Here is a 15430-nt window from a genome sequence, read left to right as displayed (position 1 = left end):
TATTGTGCCAAGTCCGAAACTTGAGTTAATATTCCTAAATACTGCCCGCTACGTCCGCTTAGGATCGAAGTGGACTTACTAGGCCCACCGTATAACAAGTTATTGTACAGATCTGTATATCCCTCAAGTTTTAAAAAACCGGGCAATATATGACCACCATTATCCTATAACAGGATAATCGGCAATTTTGCATATTATCCACAGAACTCCCTCAATCCAGTTTTCAGCCCCCGTGGCAAGCCTTCTTCAGAAAATACCGGCATGCATGGCACCTGAAAAAACGATTCAATTTTCGTATATCACCCCCTTTGTGATGGCAAGTCTTTTCCCGCGGCATTTTTCTGTCCCCTACCCACTCCATTCTTGCGATTGCGCCCCAAAATCTTCCTCCACACACATCCGCCTCCCCTTGTTTCGGTTTCCTGTTTTTTTCCACATACCGTAATCCACCGTCCATCATAAAAGTAATGGCGGGCTAGCTCTTTATAAGAATTTTCATTACTCCAAAAATAGTTTTGAGTCTACGAATTTGGTGCTGTGGACAAAGCCGCGGCAGCAGAAGTGGCTGAGCCGCCTTTTTTTCGGATTCGGGCAGAGCCTTTCCCGAACGGGGCGGTGGAAGCAGGGGCAGTGGGGGTAGAAGTAAGATAAAAGGAGGTTTTGGATGAGATATGGATGGATGGTGCTGGGAGTATTCATGCTGGCTTTGCCCTTCCGCGTACAGGCGGAAGGGGCGGAGCTTACGGGAAGGGAGGTGATGGTGCGGGTGGATGAAAGGCCCAATGGGGATAACCGCAGTGCCATTCTGACCATGACCCTGGAAGACAGCCGGGGGGGCCGCAGGGTTCGGGAAATGCGGAGCCGGTCCATGGATGAGGGCCGGGATGTCCGTACGCTCATGGTGTTTCTGCAGCCCGGTGATGTGCGGGGCACGGCTTTTTTATCCTATGACTACCATGAACTGGATAAGGAAGACGACAAGTGGCTCTGGATGCCTGCCCTGCGCCGTATCCGCCGTATCAGCGGAGCCGCCCGGCGGGAGCGGTTCATGGGATCGGATTTTTCCTATGATGACATGGGAAAGCGCCATGTGGATCAGGATACCCACATCCTAGAAGGGGTCGAGGAGCTGGATGGCTTTGTCTGCTGGGTGGTGCTGTCCCGGTCTGTTGGGGAAGACCCTGCCTATGAAAAGGTGCGTTACTGGGTGCGAAAGGACGCTGACCTTGTTGTGAAGGCGGAATACTACGACAGAGACGGGCTGCTGAAGGTCTTTCGCGTGCGGAAGGCGGAAAAGGTGCAGGGCTTCTGGACCGTGCTTCACTCTGAGATGAACGATACGGTGCGCAGGCACAGAACCATCATGGAGAACCGGGAAACGAGCTACGACACAGACATGGATCCGGAAATTTTCTCTCCGGCCCGGCTGCGTCAGGTTCAGCCATGAAACGAAGTATCGTTTTGTTGCTGTGGGGTCTGACAGTCCTTTCCGGGCTTCTTTTTGTCAGGGTAGAGCCGGTTTCTGCCTTTGAGTGGCGTAGGCCCGAGGCCCATGGGGAATGGGTGCATGGGGTACGGCTTTCGGATTGTTCGGAAGTGGTGACGTCAAGGGCCATGCTTTCTTTGACATCCGGCTGGCTGGGGGAATCCCTGGACGGACTTTTTACCCTGGAAGCTGTGGAAAACTTCCGGATTCCCGACGACTCCGATCTGCGTGTGCGGGAAGGCTATGTCACCTTCCGCTCCCAGGGTTGGGAGGCAAGGGCAGGGCGGCAGATTCTCATCTGGGGCCGGGCCGACGGGCTGCGCATTGTGGATCGGCTTTCGCCGGTGGACAGCCGGGAGTCCGTAACACGGGAGCTGGAGGAAATCCGGCTGGGTGTAGACAGCCTTCGCGCCAGCCGATGGCTGGAAAAGGGAGAGCTGGAGTTTATCTGGATACCGCGTTTCCATGGGGGAAAATATCCCGGAAAGGATTCTCCATGGTGGCTGGGTGCGGGGACTGGCCCTGAGGAAGAAAAGCCCGATGGTCTGGATGCCATGGGTCTGGGGCTTCGTCTCGGCCACTATGCCTCGGCCTTTGATTTTTCCCTGTATGCCCTTTCGGCACCCATGGAAACGGCTGTGATGAAGGAGGCGGAGAGAAAGTCTTACCCCAGAACCCTGATGCTGGGGGCCGATGCGGCCTTTCCCGCGGGGGATGCGGTGTGGCGGCTGGAAACGGCCTGGTTTGACGGGTGGTGGTGGAACAGCCGGGATGGGGGGCTGGCGGAGGAGCGGGATCGCTGGATGCTGCTGGCGGGCTGTGACCTCACCCTTTCGGGCAATAGAACACTGGGATTTCAGGCCATGGGGGACTGGGTTCCGGGGGCTACTGCCTCCATGGAGCAGAAAACATTCTCATCCCTTTTCACCCTGAATGCGGAGCAGAAGCTTTTCCGGGAAAGGCTGAAGCTTTCTGGTTTTGTCTATTATGATCCATCGGATTCCGATGTGTACGCAAGAACGGTTCTGGACTGGGAAATCCGGGATGGGGTGCGCCTTGCGCTGGGGCTGCATCTCTTTGAGGGGCAGGGAAAACGCTTTGGCCCTTACAGAGATCATTCTCAGCTGTGGTGGAAAATCTCCATGGACTGGTGAGGGCCGTGTTTTTTCAGGTGGGCTCCCGTTACGGGCAGCCCATGGCGTAGAGAGCCGTGAAGGTTGTGTTGACGGAGTATCATTTTAAAACAAGGGAGCAGGTCATGATGCAGTCCGAATTCATGCACAGGATTTTTGACAGGCTGGCCCGGCATTTGCTGAACTGGCGCTGGGCTGTGATTCTTTTTTTTTCTGTTCTGGTGGGTTTTGGTATGGCGGGCTTGCCGCGCATCGGTCTCGACACCTCTTCGGAAAACTGGTTCATGGAGGATGACCCCATGCGAAAGAGCGAAGAGGCCTTTAAGGAGATATTCGGCAACAACGAGTATGTGGCCGTGCTGGTGACCGCAGAGAATATTTTTGATGCGGAGGTCCTGACCCGCATCCGCGCCCTTGGCAGGGCGCTGGAAAGGGAGGTTCCCTATGCGGATGCCGTTCTTTCCATTGCGGATATGGAATTTACGGAAGGAGATGACTTCGGCATTCATGTGGGCCAGCTGATTCCTGATCCCGTGCCGGGGGATGTGCCTCTTCTGGAAGCGCTGAAGAAAAAAGGGCTTTCCCGTCCCATGATTGCCGGAAGGCTTGTGTCCGAAGACGCAAAGGAGGCATGGGTGCTGTTGCGCCTGAAACCCTATGCCGAAGGTCTGCGGGATGAACATGGCAATGGCATGGATATGGCCATCGGAGAAAAGGCCCTTTCCATTGTCAACCGTCCGGAGTTTGCCATTCTCCAGCCCATGGCCAGTGGTATGCCCGTTATCAGTGCGGACAAAACGGCTTTTTTTAAAAAAGAGACGGTCCGGAACATGATGCTGTCCATCGTGGTGACGGCCCTTGTTCTTGGTATTGCCCTGCGCACCCTTGTCGGGGTAATTTATCCCATTGTGACAGCGGTGCTTGCCATTCTTGTGGTTTTTGGCATTGAGGGGTGGATGGGGGTTACCATGGATCCTTCCATGGTGCTGGTGCCTGTATATATGGGAGTGGCCGTATCCATAGGTTATGCCATTCATCTTTTTCGTTTTTTCTATCGGGAACTTTACCGCACGGGAGACCGCAAAGGGGCTGTTCGTCATGCTGTCGCGGAAACGGGGTGGCCCATGGCCTTTACGGCCCTCACCACCATGGGGGCGCTCATGGCTTTTTTACTGGTGGATGTGAAGCCCATCCGCTGGACGGGCATGACCGCCGCAGGCCTTGTGGCCATGGTCTGGCTGATGGTGGGAACACTGTTGCCCGTACTGCTTTCCTTCGGGCCGGGGCTGGAAAAGGTCTCCGGCAAAAAGAGGGAAGAGGCGGCGGGACCTGCGGAAAACATGCTGGCCGCTGCCAGCGTTTCCGTGATGCGGCATCCCAAAAAGATTCTGCTCGGTTTTGCCATCCTCACCCTCATTCTTTCGGCGGGAATTTTTCGCCTTGAGGTGAGCTTTGACATCCGCAAAACCTTTGGCCTGAAAATTCCCTATGTGGCCCGCATTGATCAGGTGGGCCACTCCCAGGTGGGCTCGCTTTATTCCTGGGACCTGCTGCTCACCTTTGATGCGGAGGGCATGATCAGAGAACCCCATGTGCTGCGGAGGCTGGAAACCCTCATTCAGGAGATGGACTCCCTTCCCCTGACAAAGAAAACCACCTCCATTCTTCCCATCATCAAGGATCTGAATCAGGTTGTGCATGATGGGGATCCGGCCTTTTATGCCCTGCCGGAAACCCGTGAAATGACAGCCCAGCTTTTGCTTCTCTATGAGAACGGGGGCGGTGAGGAAGCCCGCAGATGGACGGATTATGAGGACAGGCGGCTGCGGGTGATGGTGGAAATGGGCGATTACAATTCCAGAGGAGCCAGAGAGGAACTTGCGTATGTGAAAAAGAGGGCTAAAAGTCTTTTTCCGGAAGCCCACGTGGGCCTTGCGGGTTCCGTTGCCCGTTTTACGGTGATGCAGAATCTTGTTTCCAAAGGTCAGCTGATGAGCTTTGGTATGGCTCTTTGCATTGTTTCCCTGCTCATGGGCTTTGTGTTCGGTTCCCTGCGCATGGGGCTGATCTCCATGATTCCCAACATCGCACCCGCCCTGGCAGTGGGTGGGGTCATGGGCTGGTGCGGGATTCCTCTGGATATGATGACCATCACCATCATGCCCATGCTGCTGGGGCTTTCCGTGGATGATACCATCCACTTCATCAGTCATGCCCGGCTGGCCTTTGAGCGCTGCGGCTCGTATGCAGAAAGCATGCGTCGTACCTTCATGACCATAGGCTTATCCCTTGTGATGACCTCCCTTGTGATCATAGCCAATTTTTCCGTCTATCTCACATCCGTTGCCAAGGTGTACGTGAACCTGGGACTTCTCACCGCCCTTGGCATTACCGCGGCCCTCCTTGCCGATGGTCTGGTGACCCCTGTTCTCCTGAAGGCTACCCGCGCCTTTGGAAAGGAAAGGAGTGGAAAAGACGAGGTTCTAGCTGAAGAAGGAGGCTGCAGGACTGGCATCAAGACGGTTGAAGGTATCGCTTGAATTTTTCAGGATGAAGTTCCGTTCATACCTATCCGGTACAGGTTCAATGCTGTACCGGATACGTTGTCAAAGAGGTTTTCATGCAATGATGGCGTCTTTTCTGATGGCTGGTCCACATGGCACCCTTTTTCTGTTGAATGGGGAGAAAAAAGATTCTGTGCTGGCGATATGGTTTTTTGATCCATTCACGATCCGGTAATGATGGGAGTTTTGCGTTGCAGGTTTTTTGAAATCAAAGGTATAATCCGCTATGTCGTAAAATATCTTGCCATTACGCTTTGCAGGCGTTATGAAAAGATACGTTTTTTCAATGGATGGTGTTCCCACATTCCCGCCCTTTCCGTCTGTCCTGATGATGACACCATCCGGGCCGTTATGCGAATCTGGCCTGCCTTCATACAGTTTCTGTTTTTCCTGTCTTAGCGAACCATGAATCCGGCAGTAAAGCAAAGGCACAGTCATCTGTGCCGGTCTATGGGCAAGCGATTTTGGCCTTCTTTCTTCTGCGGAGTCTTTGATGTCCCTGAGGCTGTTATTTTGTGGGTTCTTCTGAAACGTTGTTCATGTTGCTTTCGCGATCAGGCCTAAGGGCCGTGCGATTCTTCATGGACCTGAATGGCCCATTTCAGGCAGTCTTTTCAGAGTCTTGTCATCTTGTATGGCCCAGGTTGATTGTGCATGATCACGAAAACCGGTGGTTGCTTTTCCTGTATGGAAAAGGTGGAACCGCCCGCTCATGTTTTTTCTTTGTTGAAAGAATTTGATGACGGCTGGTTTGTGTACCCATAGCGTTTTCGTAGCAGAAGGAGGGAAGGAGGTGATGCCAGCGTAAGTCATTTGGCATACAGGGGTACCAGCAGGCAGTTTCCATATCACAATTGAAAGGAAGTATCATGACCGGTGATAAAAGGGAAAACATGGAGATCGCAAAGGAGGTTTCCAAGGTAGTCAGCGAAAACCTTCGGGGCGTACTGAATTCTGCTTTGACAGCCATGGGAGAAAAAAGAACGCTGCGGGCCATAGATCTGGGTGAGATCAGCTCCGTTGCGGATTACAGGGATACCTATAGGGAAGGAGGTGGCCATAACGAGCAGTATCGGGATTCCTATAGTGAGGATGGTTACAAGAATCATTACAGCGATACGCGGTCTGCCCTTCTGACAAAAATCAGACCGGAGGATTTTACCAAGGAAACCCTTTTTCTGGAGGCGGAAAAGCTGAAGGCGGAGATTGCCGCCAAAAATGCGCTGATTGAGAGGCTGCAGGCGGCTGGTGGCAGAATCGGATAAGATGGTACTGTGCAGGAGAAGGCAGAACAGGTCCTTCTCCTGCCTGTACGTAAGAACAGGAGACATTTATGGGTGGCAATTTCTCGGATTCCGTAACTCTGATTGTCAAGGTGACAAGGGGCTGTAATCTGGCCTGCCGATACTGCTATGTTGATAAAACCTGTAAACAGCAGAATCCACTGATGGATCTGGGGGTTCTTGAAAACATCATTTCCAAAGCGCAGGCAGCCTGTTCCCGGATCAATTATGTCTGGCATGGCGGTGAACCCCTGCTGGCCGGTATGGGGTATTATCCGTACATTTCCATGTTGCAGAGTCTGTACCGGCGGGATTCCGATCAGAAGGTCAGCAACAGTATTCAGACCAATGGCACTTTGTTGAGCAGGCAATTCATCGATATCCTCATGAGCCATGGCTTTGAGGTGGGTATCAGCTACGATGCCAATCAAAGGGAACAGAGTCCTTCCCGTCCGTTTGTAACGGGTCGTGCTACGGAGCCCTGTGTGGAGCAGAGTATTCAGAGATTACAATCCGTAAGAAGTTCGGCCGGTGTGATTTCTGTGGTCACCTGTGAGAATGTGGGAGATGCGGAGGGGATGCTGCAGAGGCTTAGCGGACTTGGCATCAGTGGTGTTTCGTTTCTTCCTTTTAAAAAGACAGCGAATTCGCCGGACCTTGGCATCCGTGCCGATCAGTGGACGGCTTTTTTGATGGAGGTCTTCGATTTCTGGCTGAGAAATGATCATACAATCAAGCATATAGAACCCATAGGGAGCATGTTGCAGGGCCTGTTGGGTGTGCCGCCCTCCATCTGTACCTATAAGGGGCCCTGTTTTACCCGCTACCTTTCCATCTACCCGGACGGTGAAGTGTATCCCTGCTCTTCCCTTGTAGGGCCGGAATTTTATCTGGGTAACATTCAGGAAATGAGCATGGAAGAGATATTCAACTCCTCCCGTATGCAAGATTTGAGAAACCGCTGGCGTCAGGCAGTGCATACCCGTTGCAGCGGCTGTTCCTACTACAGTCTTTGCAGGGGGGGCTGTCCGGAGTATGCCTATTACGAACAGGGCAGACTGATGGTTTCGGAAGATGAGTGCCACTCCAGAAAAATTATGTTTGCCTACCTTGCCAGACGATTGCAGGAACTGGCTCCGGAAAGGCTGCTTGCCTGCATGGATATGCCCTGCTCTTTTGTATCTGAAAAGGAGGTTTCCCTGCAGGCAGGATAGAAAGGATGGGTGAGAGTGGCGGAGCGAAACGGCAGGCAGATACCTTGGGTGACGGGTAAACAGAGCTGGTTTGCTTTTTTTTCCGGTGATACACATGGGGGGGATATCCGGAGTACGGGAAAAAAGGTGGCAATACCCGGACCCTGTATCAGGGTAATTGGGTTGTATGATCATGTCTGTGCGGCGAGGAGATGAAATGAGGAAGCGTTATTTTTTTAACAGGGAAGAAAGGTTTTTCTGCTCACAAATTATGTGTGCACTGCAGGACAACCCCGTGCTGGCAGCAGAACTGTTCCCCCCTATGGGAGAAAAAAGCTGTAAAAATTTTGAAATTTATACGGAAGCTTCCGTGATCAGGGATTACTGGATGACCTTTGGAAAGCCCGGACAGCGGAAGAAGCAGGAGCTGAACGGGAAGAGGGAAGAATACCTCAGAACTTTGTGTACCCTGCTTCATATTGATTTCAGGGATGTGACAGACCGGGAGGATTATCGTTCGAAACGGGGCTATATTCAATCGCCCGGTAACTGGAGCGGGCTTTCTCCCGAGGATCAAAGCGCCAAAAAGCTCAGAGCTGTTTTTAATATGAGACAGGATCTGATGATGATTACCGGTGACAGCCTGCATTTTGTGGAGGCAAAGCTGGAAAGCGGTAATGCCGCTCAGCAGATTCAGAATTTCCTGTTTTTGAGAGATCTGCTGGATGCAGGCGGGGCAGGATGGGCTGGCATTGATTCTTTCCATGATATCAAGGAAGTTCATCTCTACTATCTGAAAAGGAACCGAAATCCTTTGTCCGTAGATCATCATCGGGTTCGTGAGGAGATTACCCTGTTGACATGGAAAGATGTTTTTGACTGCATAGCAGGGGAGCCTGCCTGTCAGCACTCCCGCCTTTCGGATCACATTACCTATCTGCTGCCCTGACCCTTTCTCCCTTTTTCAGGAATTCTTCCGCAGATCTGCCTTATGGAGGCAGGTATAGGAAAAAATAGACCGTTCGGTACATTTTTGCTAGGCTCCCCCCATGAAACGAGACAGCCAGAAAAAAGAAGTTATGACCAAAGGTGCCTGTACCCGAAGCCACATTCTTGCCGCCACCCTGAAGCTGATCAACACCCAAGGGTACCATGCCACAACCCTGCGGGATATCACAGACGCCACGGGTGTGCAGAAGGGGAATCTGTATTTCCATTATCCGGGAAAGGAAGCTCTGGTGGTGGCAGTGGTGGAATGGGCCTGGCAGGAGTACCGCACCTACCTCGTTAAAAGGGCGGGAAGGGGGCTGTACGGGGATCGCCTGTGCCGTCTTCTGAACGGGGTGCTGCATTTTCACAGGCAAAACGGTCTTTCCGGAGGATGCCTTTTCGGTAATCTGGCCATGGAAACGGCGGATACGGTCCCCGGTGTGGCGGAAGCGGTCTCCCGCGTGCTGGATGAGAGCCTTGCCGGTATGGGTCTCTGGATAGAAAGGGCCGTGGAAGACGGGTCCCTGGCACCCGTGGATTCTTCCCGGACCCTTGCCCTCCGTATTCTCACCGGAGTGGAGGGCGGCATATTGCTGGCCCGCCTGAAGCGGGACATCGACATTCTGGAACTTTGTGTTGCCGGCCTGAAAGCGGAGCTCCGTTCTGCGGTTTGAGGCTCGCCTGATAAGGATCTGTTGTGAGGGAGAAGTACAATGGAAACCCGGATACATTATAAGGTCTGCCCCTTTTGTGAGGCGGGGTGCGGTCTGGAGCTCACCCTTTCCGGTGAGGAAGTGGTGCAGGTACGCGGTGACAAAGACCACGTGCTGAGCCGGGGGTTCTGTTGCCCCAAGGGTATTGCCTTAAAAGAGTTCCATGAAGACAAAGACCGCCTCAGAAAGCCGGTGATCAGAGAAGCAGGCGGGTTCCGAACCGTGGACTGGGATACGGCCTTCCGGAAGGTGGAAGAGGGCCTGGAGCGGGTGAGGGCCGCCCATGGCAAAAACAGCGTGGCGCTTTATCTTGGCAATCCCAACACCCACACCATGGCCGGAGCCCTTTTCATGGCTCCCCTGATCCGGGCTTTACAAACCCGGAACATCTATACGGCAAGCAGTGTGGACCAGATCCCCAAGCAGGCGGCCTGTGGTTTTCTTTATGGAAGCCCTGTGGCCATTCCTGTGCCGGACATTGACCGGACAAAGCTTTTTGTCATTTTCGGCGGCAATCCCCTGGTATCGGGCGGCAGCCTCATGACGGCTCCGGACATGCGCCGCCGTATCCGGGATCTTCAGGAACGGGGCGGTGCCTGCATGGTGATTGATCCCATGCGTACCCGCACGGCGGAAGTTGCAGACATCCACCTGCCCATTCAGCCGGGAACGGATGTTTATCTTCTTCTGGGACTGATCTCGTATCTTTTTGACAAAAATGCGGTCCGTACGGAAGCTTTGAATGTCAGACTCCGGAATCTGGAGGGGCTGAAAGAAGCGGTCAGCCCCTTTACTCTGGAGCGGGCCGCAGGGGTCTGTGGCATGAAGCTGGAAGCCGTGCAGGATCTGGCAGAGCGTATTGCCTTCACCAGGCCTTCTGCCCTCTATGGCCGTATGGGGACATCGGTCACGGCCCATGGTACCCTTGCTTGCTGGGCCATCGAGGTGCTGAATCTTCTCACCGGCAACCTTGATGCTCCCGGAGGCACGGGATTTCCCCTGGCTGCCCACATGCAGGCAAAGGCCACGTCCAAAAAGGGTTTTGTTACGGGACGCTGGCACTCGCGGGTTTCCGGAGCGCCGGAGGTCATGGGCGAGCTGCCAGCATCCGTTCTTGCCGAGGAAATGGAAACTCCGGGGGAAGGGCAGGTACGTATGCTGATTACGGTGGCAGGCAATCCCGTCATCGCCCTGCCGGAAAGCGACCGGCTGGATGCTGCTATCTCAGAACTGGATTTTCAGGTGGCGGTGGACTATTACATCAACGACACAAGCCGCCATGCAGATGTGATTCTGCCGCCCGCTTCTCCCCTTTCTCAGGGCCATTATGATTTCTTTTTCCATGGTTTTTCCGTGCGTAATACGGCGGTGTACAGTGCTCCGGTCTTCCCCGTTCCGGATGGGGAGAAAGCCAAGTGGGAGATTCTGGCCCGGCTTGCCCTTATTGCGGAGGGAAAGGGTGCGGATGCGCCACCGGAGCTTGTGGAAAGGATGATTCTTGGGGGACTTACGGATAAGGTGGTGGCCGCCTTGGGAGAGGAATCAGGTGTGACGGCGGATAGGCTGATTCAGGGCCTTACCCCGCCACCGGGGCCGGAGCGGATTCTGGATTTTCTTTTGAAAATCGGTCCCTATGGGGATGCCTTTGGCATGAAACCCCATGGGCTTTCCTTTGAAAAGCTGGCCGCACTGCCCCACGGGATGGATCTGGGGCCATTGAAACCCCGTCTCAACGATGTGCTGGCCACTCCGGACGGATGCATGGATCTTCTGCCGGAGATACTGGCAGAAGACATCCGTCGTCTGGACAGGGCGGAGGAGAGGGTTCATCGCGGGGAGCGGCCTTTTCTGCTCATCGGGCGGCGTCAGCTCCGCACCAATAATTCCTGGATGCACAATCTTCCGTCGCTTCTGAAGGGAAGTCGCTGCACTCTGATGATGCATCCGGAAGATGCCAGAAGCCTGCACCTCAAGGAAGGCGGGATGGTACGGATTACTTCTGATGCGGGAAGCCTTGAAGCACCCCTAAGCCTGTCGGAGCGCATTCTGCCGGGTCTTGTGAGTCTGCCCCACGGCTGGGGACATACGTACCCCGGTGCAAGACTTTCCGTAGCCGAAACCCACCCCGGCGTGAACGTCAACCGTCTCACTCCCCGTGCCATGGATCCGGTTTCAGGCAATGCCGTACTGAACGGGATTGCCGTTTCCATTCAGCCTGCGGGGGGCTGTTGAAAGCCATGCTGGTCGGGTGATGCTGGTGGAGGCAGGGGAAAGAGGTGTGGAGGGAGGGTAGGGCAGTAAAAACGATGGTTGTCAGGGCTCTATGCGAATGGGGGTCCCATCGGGTACGGCCTGCCATACCTCTGCCATGGCCGTATTGGTGAGGGCTATGCAGCCATCGGTCCAGTTCCGAAGCTGGAGCAGTGGTCCCATCCAGCCCAGTCCGTTGGGCTGGCCATGAATCATAATCATGCCGCCCGGTGCCATGCCAAGGGCTTTGGCGCGGTCCTGATCTTTTCTGTTGGGGTATGACAGGTGCAAAGAGAGGTAAAAGGCGCTGTTCGGATTTCTCCAGTCAAGCACATAATCACCTTCGGGTGTGCGTTGATCCCCCTCTTCCTGCTTAGGGCCAAGGGGATTGCCGCCGATGGCGACACCGTAAGTCCGGTAGGGGCTTCCTTTCCTGAGAAGAAAAAGTTTTCGCTCACTTTTGATGACCAGCACGGACTCTGCCTCCGGTAACTTTTTGGCCAGCATGACCGGAAGATGTCTTTCCGTGAACCAGCCCGCAGGACCCGCGAGTGAAACAAGCAGCAGAATCACCAGTAAGCGCGTATGTTTTTTGCTTCGGGGTATGGAGTCGGGCTTTTGTGCCATAGTGCCAGGAGTTCTTTTAAAAAAAGATGCATGCGGCCCTGATTCGTCCTGTGTGGCTGACCACAGTCCGTTATCCCGATATTTCGTCCTGCAAGTGTTCCTTTGCCCACTCGCACATCATGTCTAAAACGGGATAAATACTTCTGCCTTTGTCCGTGAGGGAATATTCAACCTTTGGAGGAACCTGGGGGTAGATCTTGCGGTGAACCAGTCCGTCGGCCTCCAGTTCGCGCAGTTGCTGGGTAAGCATTTTGCGGGTTGTTTCGGAAAACTGCCGCTGCAGCTCAGAAAAGCGCATGGTTTCCTGCGCCAGATGCCAGAGGATGGATGCTTTCCATTTGCCCCCCACCACTGCAAGCGTTACGTCGATACCACATGTATACTCTTTGCCTCGATGCACAATCAGGTCGTTTACGGATGCATTCTGATCCATATGTCTGTCCCCCTGCCGGGTTTGAACCAATAGTACGGTACCCTAAAAGTTACATAGTATTGAAAAAGTACGTTATTGACTGAATGGAACCTAGGGATAAATATGGCACAAAAGGATGGGAAAGCAAAGGTTCTCTCCCATATGAATCCGGACAGGAAAGGGATGATCATATGAAAGTTGTGGCGTTTAACGGCAGTCCCAATAAAAAGGGCAATACCTTTCATGCCTTGCAGATGGTGGCTGCTGAGCTGGAGCAGCAGGGCATAGAAACGGCGATTGTCCATGTGGGCAACAAGGCCATCCGTGGATGTCTGGCCTGTGGCCAGTGTGCGAAAAACATGAACGAGCAGTGCATTCAGGCAGAGGATCCGGTCAATGAGTGGATTCAGCTGATGAAACAGGCCGATGGCATTCTTCTCGGTTCTCCGGTTCATTACTCTGCCATAGCAGGAACCATGAAGTCCTTTTTGGACCGGGCTTTTTATGTGGCCGGAATGAACGGTTGCATGCTGCGGCACAAGGTGGGGGCTTCGCTCGTGGCCGTACGCCGTTCGGGAGGCCTGCCTGCCTTCAATCAGCTCAACAACTTTCTCTGTTATTCGGAAATGCTGATGCCAACCTCCAATTACTGGAATGTGATTCATGGTACCCGACCGGGTGAGGCAACCCGGGATCTGGAAGGGGCGCAGATTATGCGGACGCTGGGACGGAATATGGCATGGCTGATGAAGCTGGTTGAAAACGGCAGGGGCGTGATTGCACCACCTGAAAAGGAAGATAAGGTCTGGATGCACTTTATCCGTTGATGGTGGGAATACAGGAAAGGATCTGCTCAGGCGGAAGGCAGGATCTTCGTCTTCGGAGACGGAAAACCTGCGGGAGGAAGATGTTCTTGCAATGTTGTGATTCTTTTACAGCTCAGGAATTCCGGTTTCTCCATGGAACCGGAGGGTTTTGCCCAGACGGTGTACCCGCAGGCCCCCCATCAGCCAAGCCCTGGACGAGATACTTTCCTGTTCATATTCCATACGCTGGTACAGACGAAGTGCCGCTGCATTGCCCGAGGATACATCCAGGGTGATGCGGTGGGCGCCACAGTTTTTCGCTCTTTCTTCGGCCATGGCAAGGAGGCTTGAACCCGCCCCTTTTCCCCGCAGGTGTTCGGATACGCTCAGGGCCTGAAGATACCAGTTTCCCGGATTGTGCTTTGACATTGCTTCGAAAAGGGGGAGGGCGGCAAGGGCCAGAATACCCGCCCGCCAGATCTGTCTTCCTGCGGCCCAGCGCAGTACAGGTGAAAAATCGGCCATGACGGCCGTGGGCATGCCGCTGAGCAGGGCTACGGGTTTTCCGTTAAGTTCTGCAATCAGGGCATGTTCAAGGGAAAGGTCATGGCCGGGAACCAGACTGGTCTGTGCAAGAATCTCTTCGTACGCCGATCCGAACAGAAAACGCAGGAGGCCACCACTGGCTGTGTTAAGGGATTGCGCAAAGAAACGGGCATCCTCAAAGGTAGCCGCGGCCGGCCGAAAACCAAGGGGCAGATGTTGGGCTGATTTCATGGTCATTAAAATGGGGTGACCCGTTTTTATCGCAAGTCAGAAACTTGAGTCCGTTATTATTACGATGGGTCCTTAGAGGCATGAATACAAAGGTACCCGGTGAGCTGGAGCGCAGTGCAAATAAGGCCAGCGATCGGAAGATCGGGGTTGACCGTCATGGGAGGTATTTTCCGCCATATGCTTCATGTGCGTAAACTGGCAATCCAGTGCACGGGCATGGTATGATTTACTTTATATTTATATCCATTCAGCTTCCCTAGGTGCCAGGTGATGGATAGCGTGTGAATATCCACTGTATATTCTTATGAGCAAGGTCCATTAACTTTGATCCTGTTCTCTCCTTTTTGCCCGAAGGGCCAACCTGACCTACGGTGCAGCCGCTGGTTATACGAATGTGGGATGCTCATTTTTGCCTACATACCCCCAGACTCTGTAGTATTTTTGCTCAATTGAATATGGGATAGTGTGCTTTTTAAATATATTTAGAATTATTTCAGATATGTCAGTTTCCTTGTCTGGGATAAAGCGGCCTGCATGTTCTTTTTTGATGGGGTTGAAATCCATCCACTCAATAGTGGCTGCCTCGTCAAAAACCAGATTCCACCAAACGGGACCAAAATCATATACCTGATCCGAACTGATTAATTTATAACGAACGTTGACATACAGATCCTGGATTTTTTCAAAGTCCTCACAAAGCTCACGCCATTTCGTTTTATTCATTACTGAAACCAATTGGCGTTTATCAATAATTTTGATCATTTTTTTATTCATAATCACACGTATAACGCCGCCAGCATGCGCGGCTTTGTAGTGAAGGCAAAGCCGCAACGAAAAATACGTCGTTGTGGCTGGCCGTGTTCAATTTTTATAGCGCCATATGCAGCAACGGGTAGGCTTTACCCTGCCCATCGACTGGGGAGCGCCCCGTAACTTTAAAACCAATATACTGGTAAAAACCCAGCGCCTGCTCATTCTGTTCATTAACGTCGACTTTAGACACTCCCGGTAAGTGTCAAGATAGATGTCACCGGGAGCCTGATTTTTTCAGGCAGCTTCAAGGCAGGGTTTTTCCATGAGATGTCCCTGCTTTTTACCCGGATTAAGGGCTACCTCAAGCTCCGGCTGCCAGTTCCTTGTATCGGAAGTCCATCTTTGAGGTCGGGCATTTCTGGCTTTCTGATAGACCTCATGAC

At 53.2% G+C, this 15430-nt stretch carries 13 protein-coding genes; 9 read left to right on the top strand and 4 right to left on the bottom strand.

Annotation, left to right across the window (positions count from 1 at the left end; genetic code table 11):
- Positions 1-664 precede the first annotated feature (664 nt).
- The 8 genes from OOT00_RS15245 (at position 665) to OOT00_RS15210 (ending at position 11594) form a co-directional block, all read left to right on the top strand.
- Complete coding sequence (locus OOT00_RS15245; RefSeq protein ID WP_265426282.1) at positions 665-1447, top strand: outer membrane lipoprotein-sorting protein; 783 nt, start codon at positions 665-667, stop codon at positions 1445-1447.
- A complete protein-coding gene (locus OOT00_RS15240; protein WP_265426281.1) occupies positions 1444-2640 on the top strand; it encodes a hypothetical protein in 1197 nt (398 codons plus the stop codon). The genes OOT00_RS15245 and OOT00_RS15240 overlap by 4 nt, the downstream gene beginning before the upstream one ends.
- Positions 2641-2744: 104 nt before the next feature.
- A complete protein-coding gene (locus tag OOT00_RS15235) occupies positions 2745-5159 on the top strand; it encodes an efflux RND transporter permease subunit (protein WP_265426280.1) in 2415 nt (804 codons plus the stop codon).
- An 893-nt stretch (positions 5160-6052) separates the two neighbouring features.
- Positions 6053-6448, top strand: coding sequence for a hypothetical protein (locus tag OOT00_RS15230; protein WP_265426279.1), 396 nt, complete (start codon positions 6053-6055; stop codon positions 6446-6448).
- A 68-nt stretch (positions 6449-6516) separates the two neighbouring features.
- Positions 6517-7680 carry a radical SAM/SPASM domain-containing protein gene (locus tag OOT00_RS15225; protein WP_265426278.1) on the top strand — a complete coding sequence of 388 codons (1164 nt, stop codon included), beginning with the start codon at positions 6517-6519 and terminating at the stop codon, positions 7678-7680.
- A 196-nt stretch (positions 7681-7876) separates the two neighbouring features.
- The gene (locus tag OOT00_RS15220) at positions 7877-8608 is read left to right on the top strand and encodes a hypothetical protein (protein ID WP_265426277.1); all 732 of its coding nucleotides are present in this window, start codon (positions 7877-7879) and stop codon (positions 8606-8608) included.
- Between the two features lie 100 nt (positions 8609-8708).
- Complete coding sequence (locus OOT00_RS15215) at positions 8709-9323, top strand: TetR/AcrR family transcriptional regulator (RefSeq protein WP_265426276.1); 615 nt, start codon at positions 8709-8711, stop codon at positions 9321-9323.
- A 39-nt stretch (positions 9324-9362) separates the two neighbouring features.
- Positions 9363-11594 carry a molybdopterin-dependent oxidoreductase gene (locus OOT00_RS15210; RefSeq protein ID WP_265426274.1) on the top strand — a complete coding sequence of 744 codons (2232 nt, stop codon included), beginning with the start codon at positions 9363-9365 and terminating at the stop codon, positions 11592-11594.
- 81 nt (positions 11595-11675) lie between these two features.
- Here the strand turns inward: OOT00_RS15210 and OOT00_RS15205 are convergent, their stop codons facing one another.
- Together OOT00_RS15205 and OOT00_RS15200 are read right to left on the bottom strand one after the other, a co-directional pair.
- Positions 11676-12239, bottom strand: a complete 564-nt coding sequence (locus OOT00_RS15205; protein ID WP_265426273.1) for a L,D-transpeptidase family protein — start codon at positions 12237-12239, stop codon at positions 11676-11678.
- Between the two features lie 70 nt (positions 12240-12309).
- Positions 12310-12672 carry a winged helix-turn-helix transcriptional regulator gene (locus OOT00_RS15200; protein WP_265426272.1) on the bottom strand — a complete coding sequence of 121 codons (363 nt, stop codon included), beginning with the start codon at positions 12670-12672 and terminating at the stop codon, positions 12310-12312.
- 170 nt (positions 12673-12842) lie between these two features.
- Between OOT00_RS15200 and OOT00_RS15195 the strand changes: the two genes are divergently transcribed.
- The gene (locus OOT00_RS15195) at positions 12843-13478 is read left to right on the top strand and encodes a flavodoxin family protein (protein ID WP_265426271.1); all 636 of its coding nucleotides are present in this window, start codon (positions 12843-12845) and stop codon (positions 13476-13478) included.
- Between the two features lie 105 nt (positions 13479-13583).
- Here OOT00_RS15195 and OOT00_RS15190 read toward each other — a convergent pair whose 3' ends face one another.
- Both OOT00_RS15190 and OOT00_RS15185 read right to left on the bottom strand, forming a co-directional pair.
- Positions 13584-14234: a GNAT family N-acetyltransferase gene (locus OOT00_RS15190; protein WP_265426270.1), complete on the bottom strand. Its 651-nt coding sequence runs from the start codon at positions 14232-14234 to the stop codon at positions 13584-13586.
- Between the two features lie 384 nt (positions 14235-14618).
- Positions 14619-14996 (bottom strand): DUF6678 family protein, encoded by a 378-nt coding sequence (locus OOT00_RS15185; RefSeq protein WP_265426269.1) that lies wholly within the window; start codon positions 14994-14996, stop codon positions 14619-14621.
- Positions 14997-15430 lie beyond the last annotated feature (434 nt).

This window comes from Desulfobotulus pelophilus (assembly GCF_026155325.1).
Lineage (GTDB): Bacteria > Desulfobacterota > Desulfobacteria > Desulfobacterales > ASO4-4 > Desulfobotulus > Desulfobotulus pelophilus.
This window is presented reverse-complemented; position numbering and strand designations above follow the sequence as displayed.

Bases quoted from the DNA above. Each gene is read 5' to 3' on its own strand.
- OOT00_RS15200 (WP_265426272.1), bottom strand. From the start codon at position 12,672: ATGGATCAGAATGCATCCGTAAACGACCTGATTGTGCATCGAGGCAAA.
- OOT00_RS15235 (WP_265426280.1), top strand. From the start codon at position 2,745: ATGATGCAGTCCGAATTCATGCACAGGATTTTTGACAGGCTGGCCCGG.
- OOT00_RS15195 (WP_265426271.1), top strand. From the start codon at position 12,843: ATGAAAGTTGTGGCGTTTAACGGCAGTCCCAATAAAAAGGGCAATACC.
- OOT00_RS15230 (WP_265426279.1), top strand. From the start codon at position 6,053: ATGACCGGTGATAAAAGGGAAAACATGGAGATCGCAAAGGAGGTTTCC.
- OOT00_RS15240 (WP_265426281.1), top strand. From the start codon at position 1,444: ATGAAACGAAGTATCGTTTTGTTGCTGTGGGGTCTGACAGTCCTTTCC.
- OOT00_RS15215 (WP_265426276.1), top strand. From the start codon at position 8,709: ATGAAACGAGACAGCCAGAAAAAAGAAGTTATGACCAAAGGTGCCTGT.
- OOT00_RS15245 (WP_265426282.1), top strand. From the start codon at position 665: ATGAGATATGGATGGATGGTGCTGGGAGTATTCATGCTGGCTTTGCCC.
- OOT00_RS15210 (WP_265426274.1), top strand. From the start codon at position 9,363: ATGGAAACCCGGATACATTATAAGGTCTGCCCCTTTTGTGAGGCGGGG.
- OOT00_RS15190 (WP_265426270.1), bottom strand. From the start codon at position 14,234: ATGAAATCAGCCCAACATCTGCCCCTTGGTTTTCGGCCGGCCGCGGCT.
- OOT00_RS15205 (WP_265426273.1), bottom strand. From the start codon at position 12,239: ATGGCACAAAAGCCCGACTCCATACCCCGAAGCAAAAAACATACGCGC.
- OOT00_RS15225 (WP_265426278.1), top strand. From the start codon at position 6,517: ATGGGTGGCAATTTCTCGGATTCCGTAACTCTGATTGTCAAGGTGACA.
- OOT00_RS15220 (WP_265426277.1), top strand. From the start codon at position 7,877: ATGAGGAAGCGTTATTTTTTTAACAGGGAAGAAAGGTTTTTCTGCTCA.
- OOT00_RS15185 (WP_265426269.1), bottom strand. From the start codon at position 14,996: ATGATCAAAATTATTGATAAACGCCAATTGGTTTCAGTAATGAATAAA.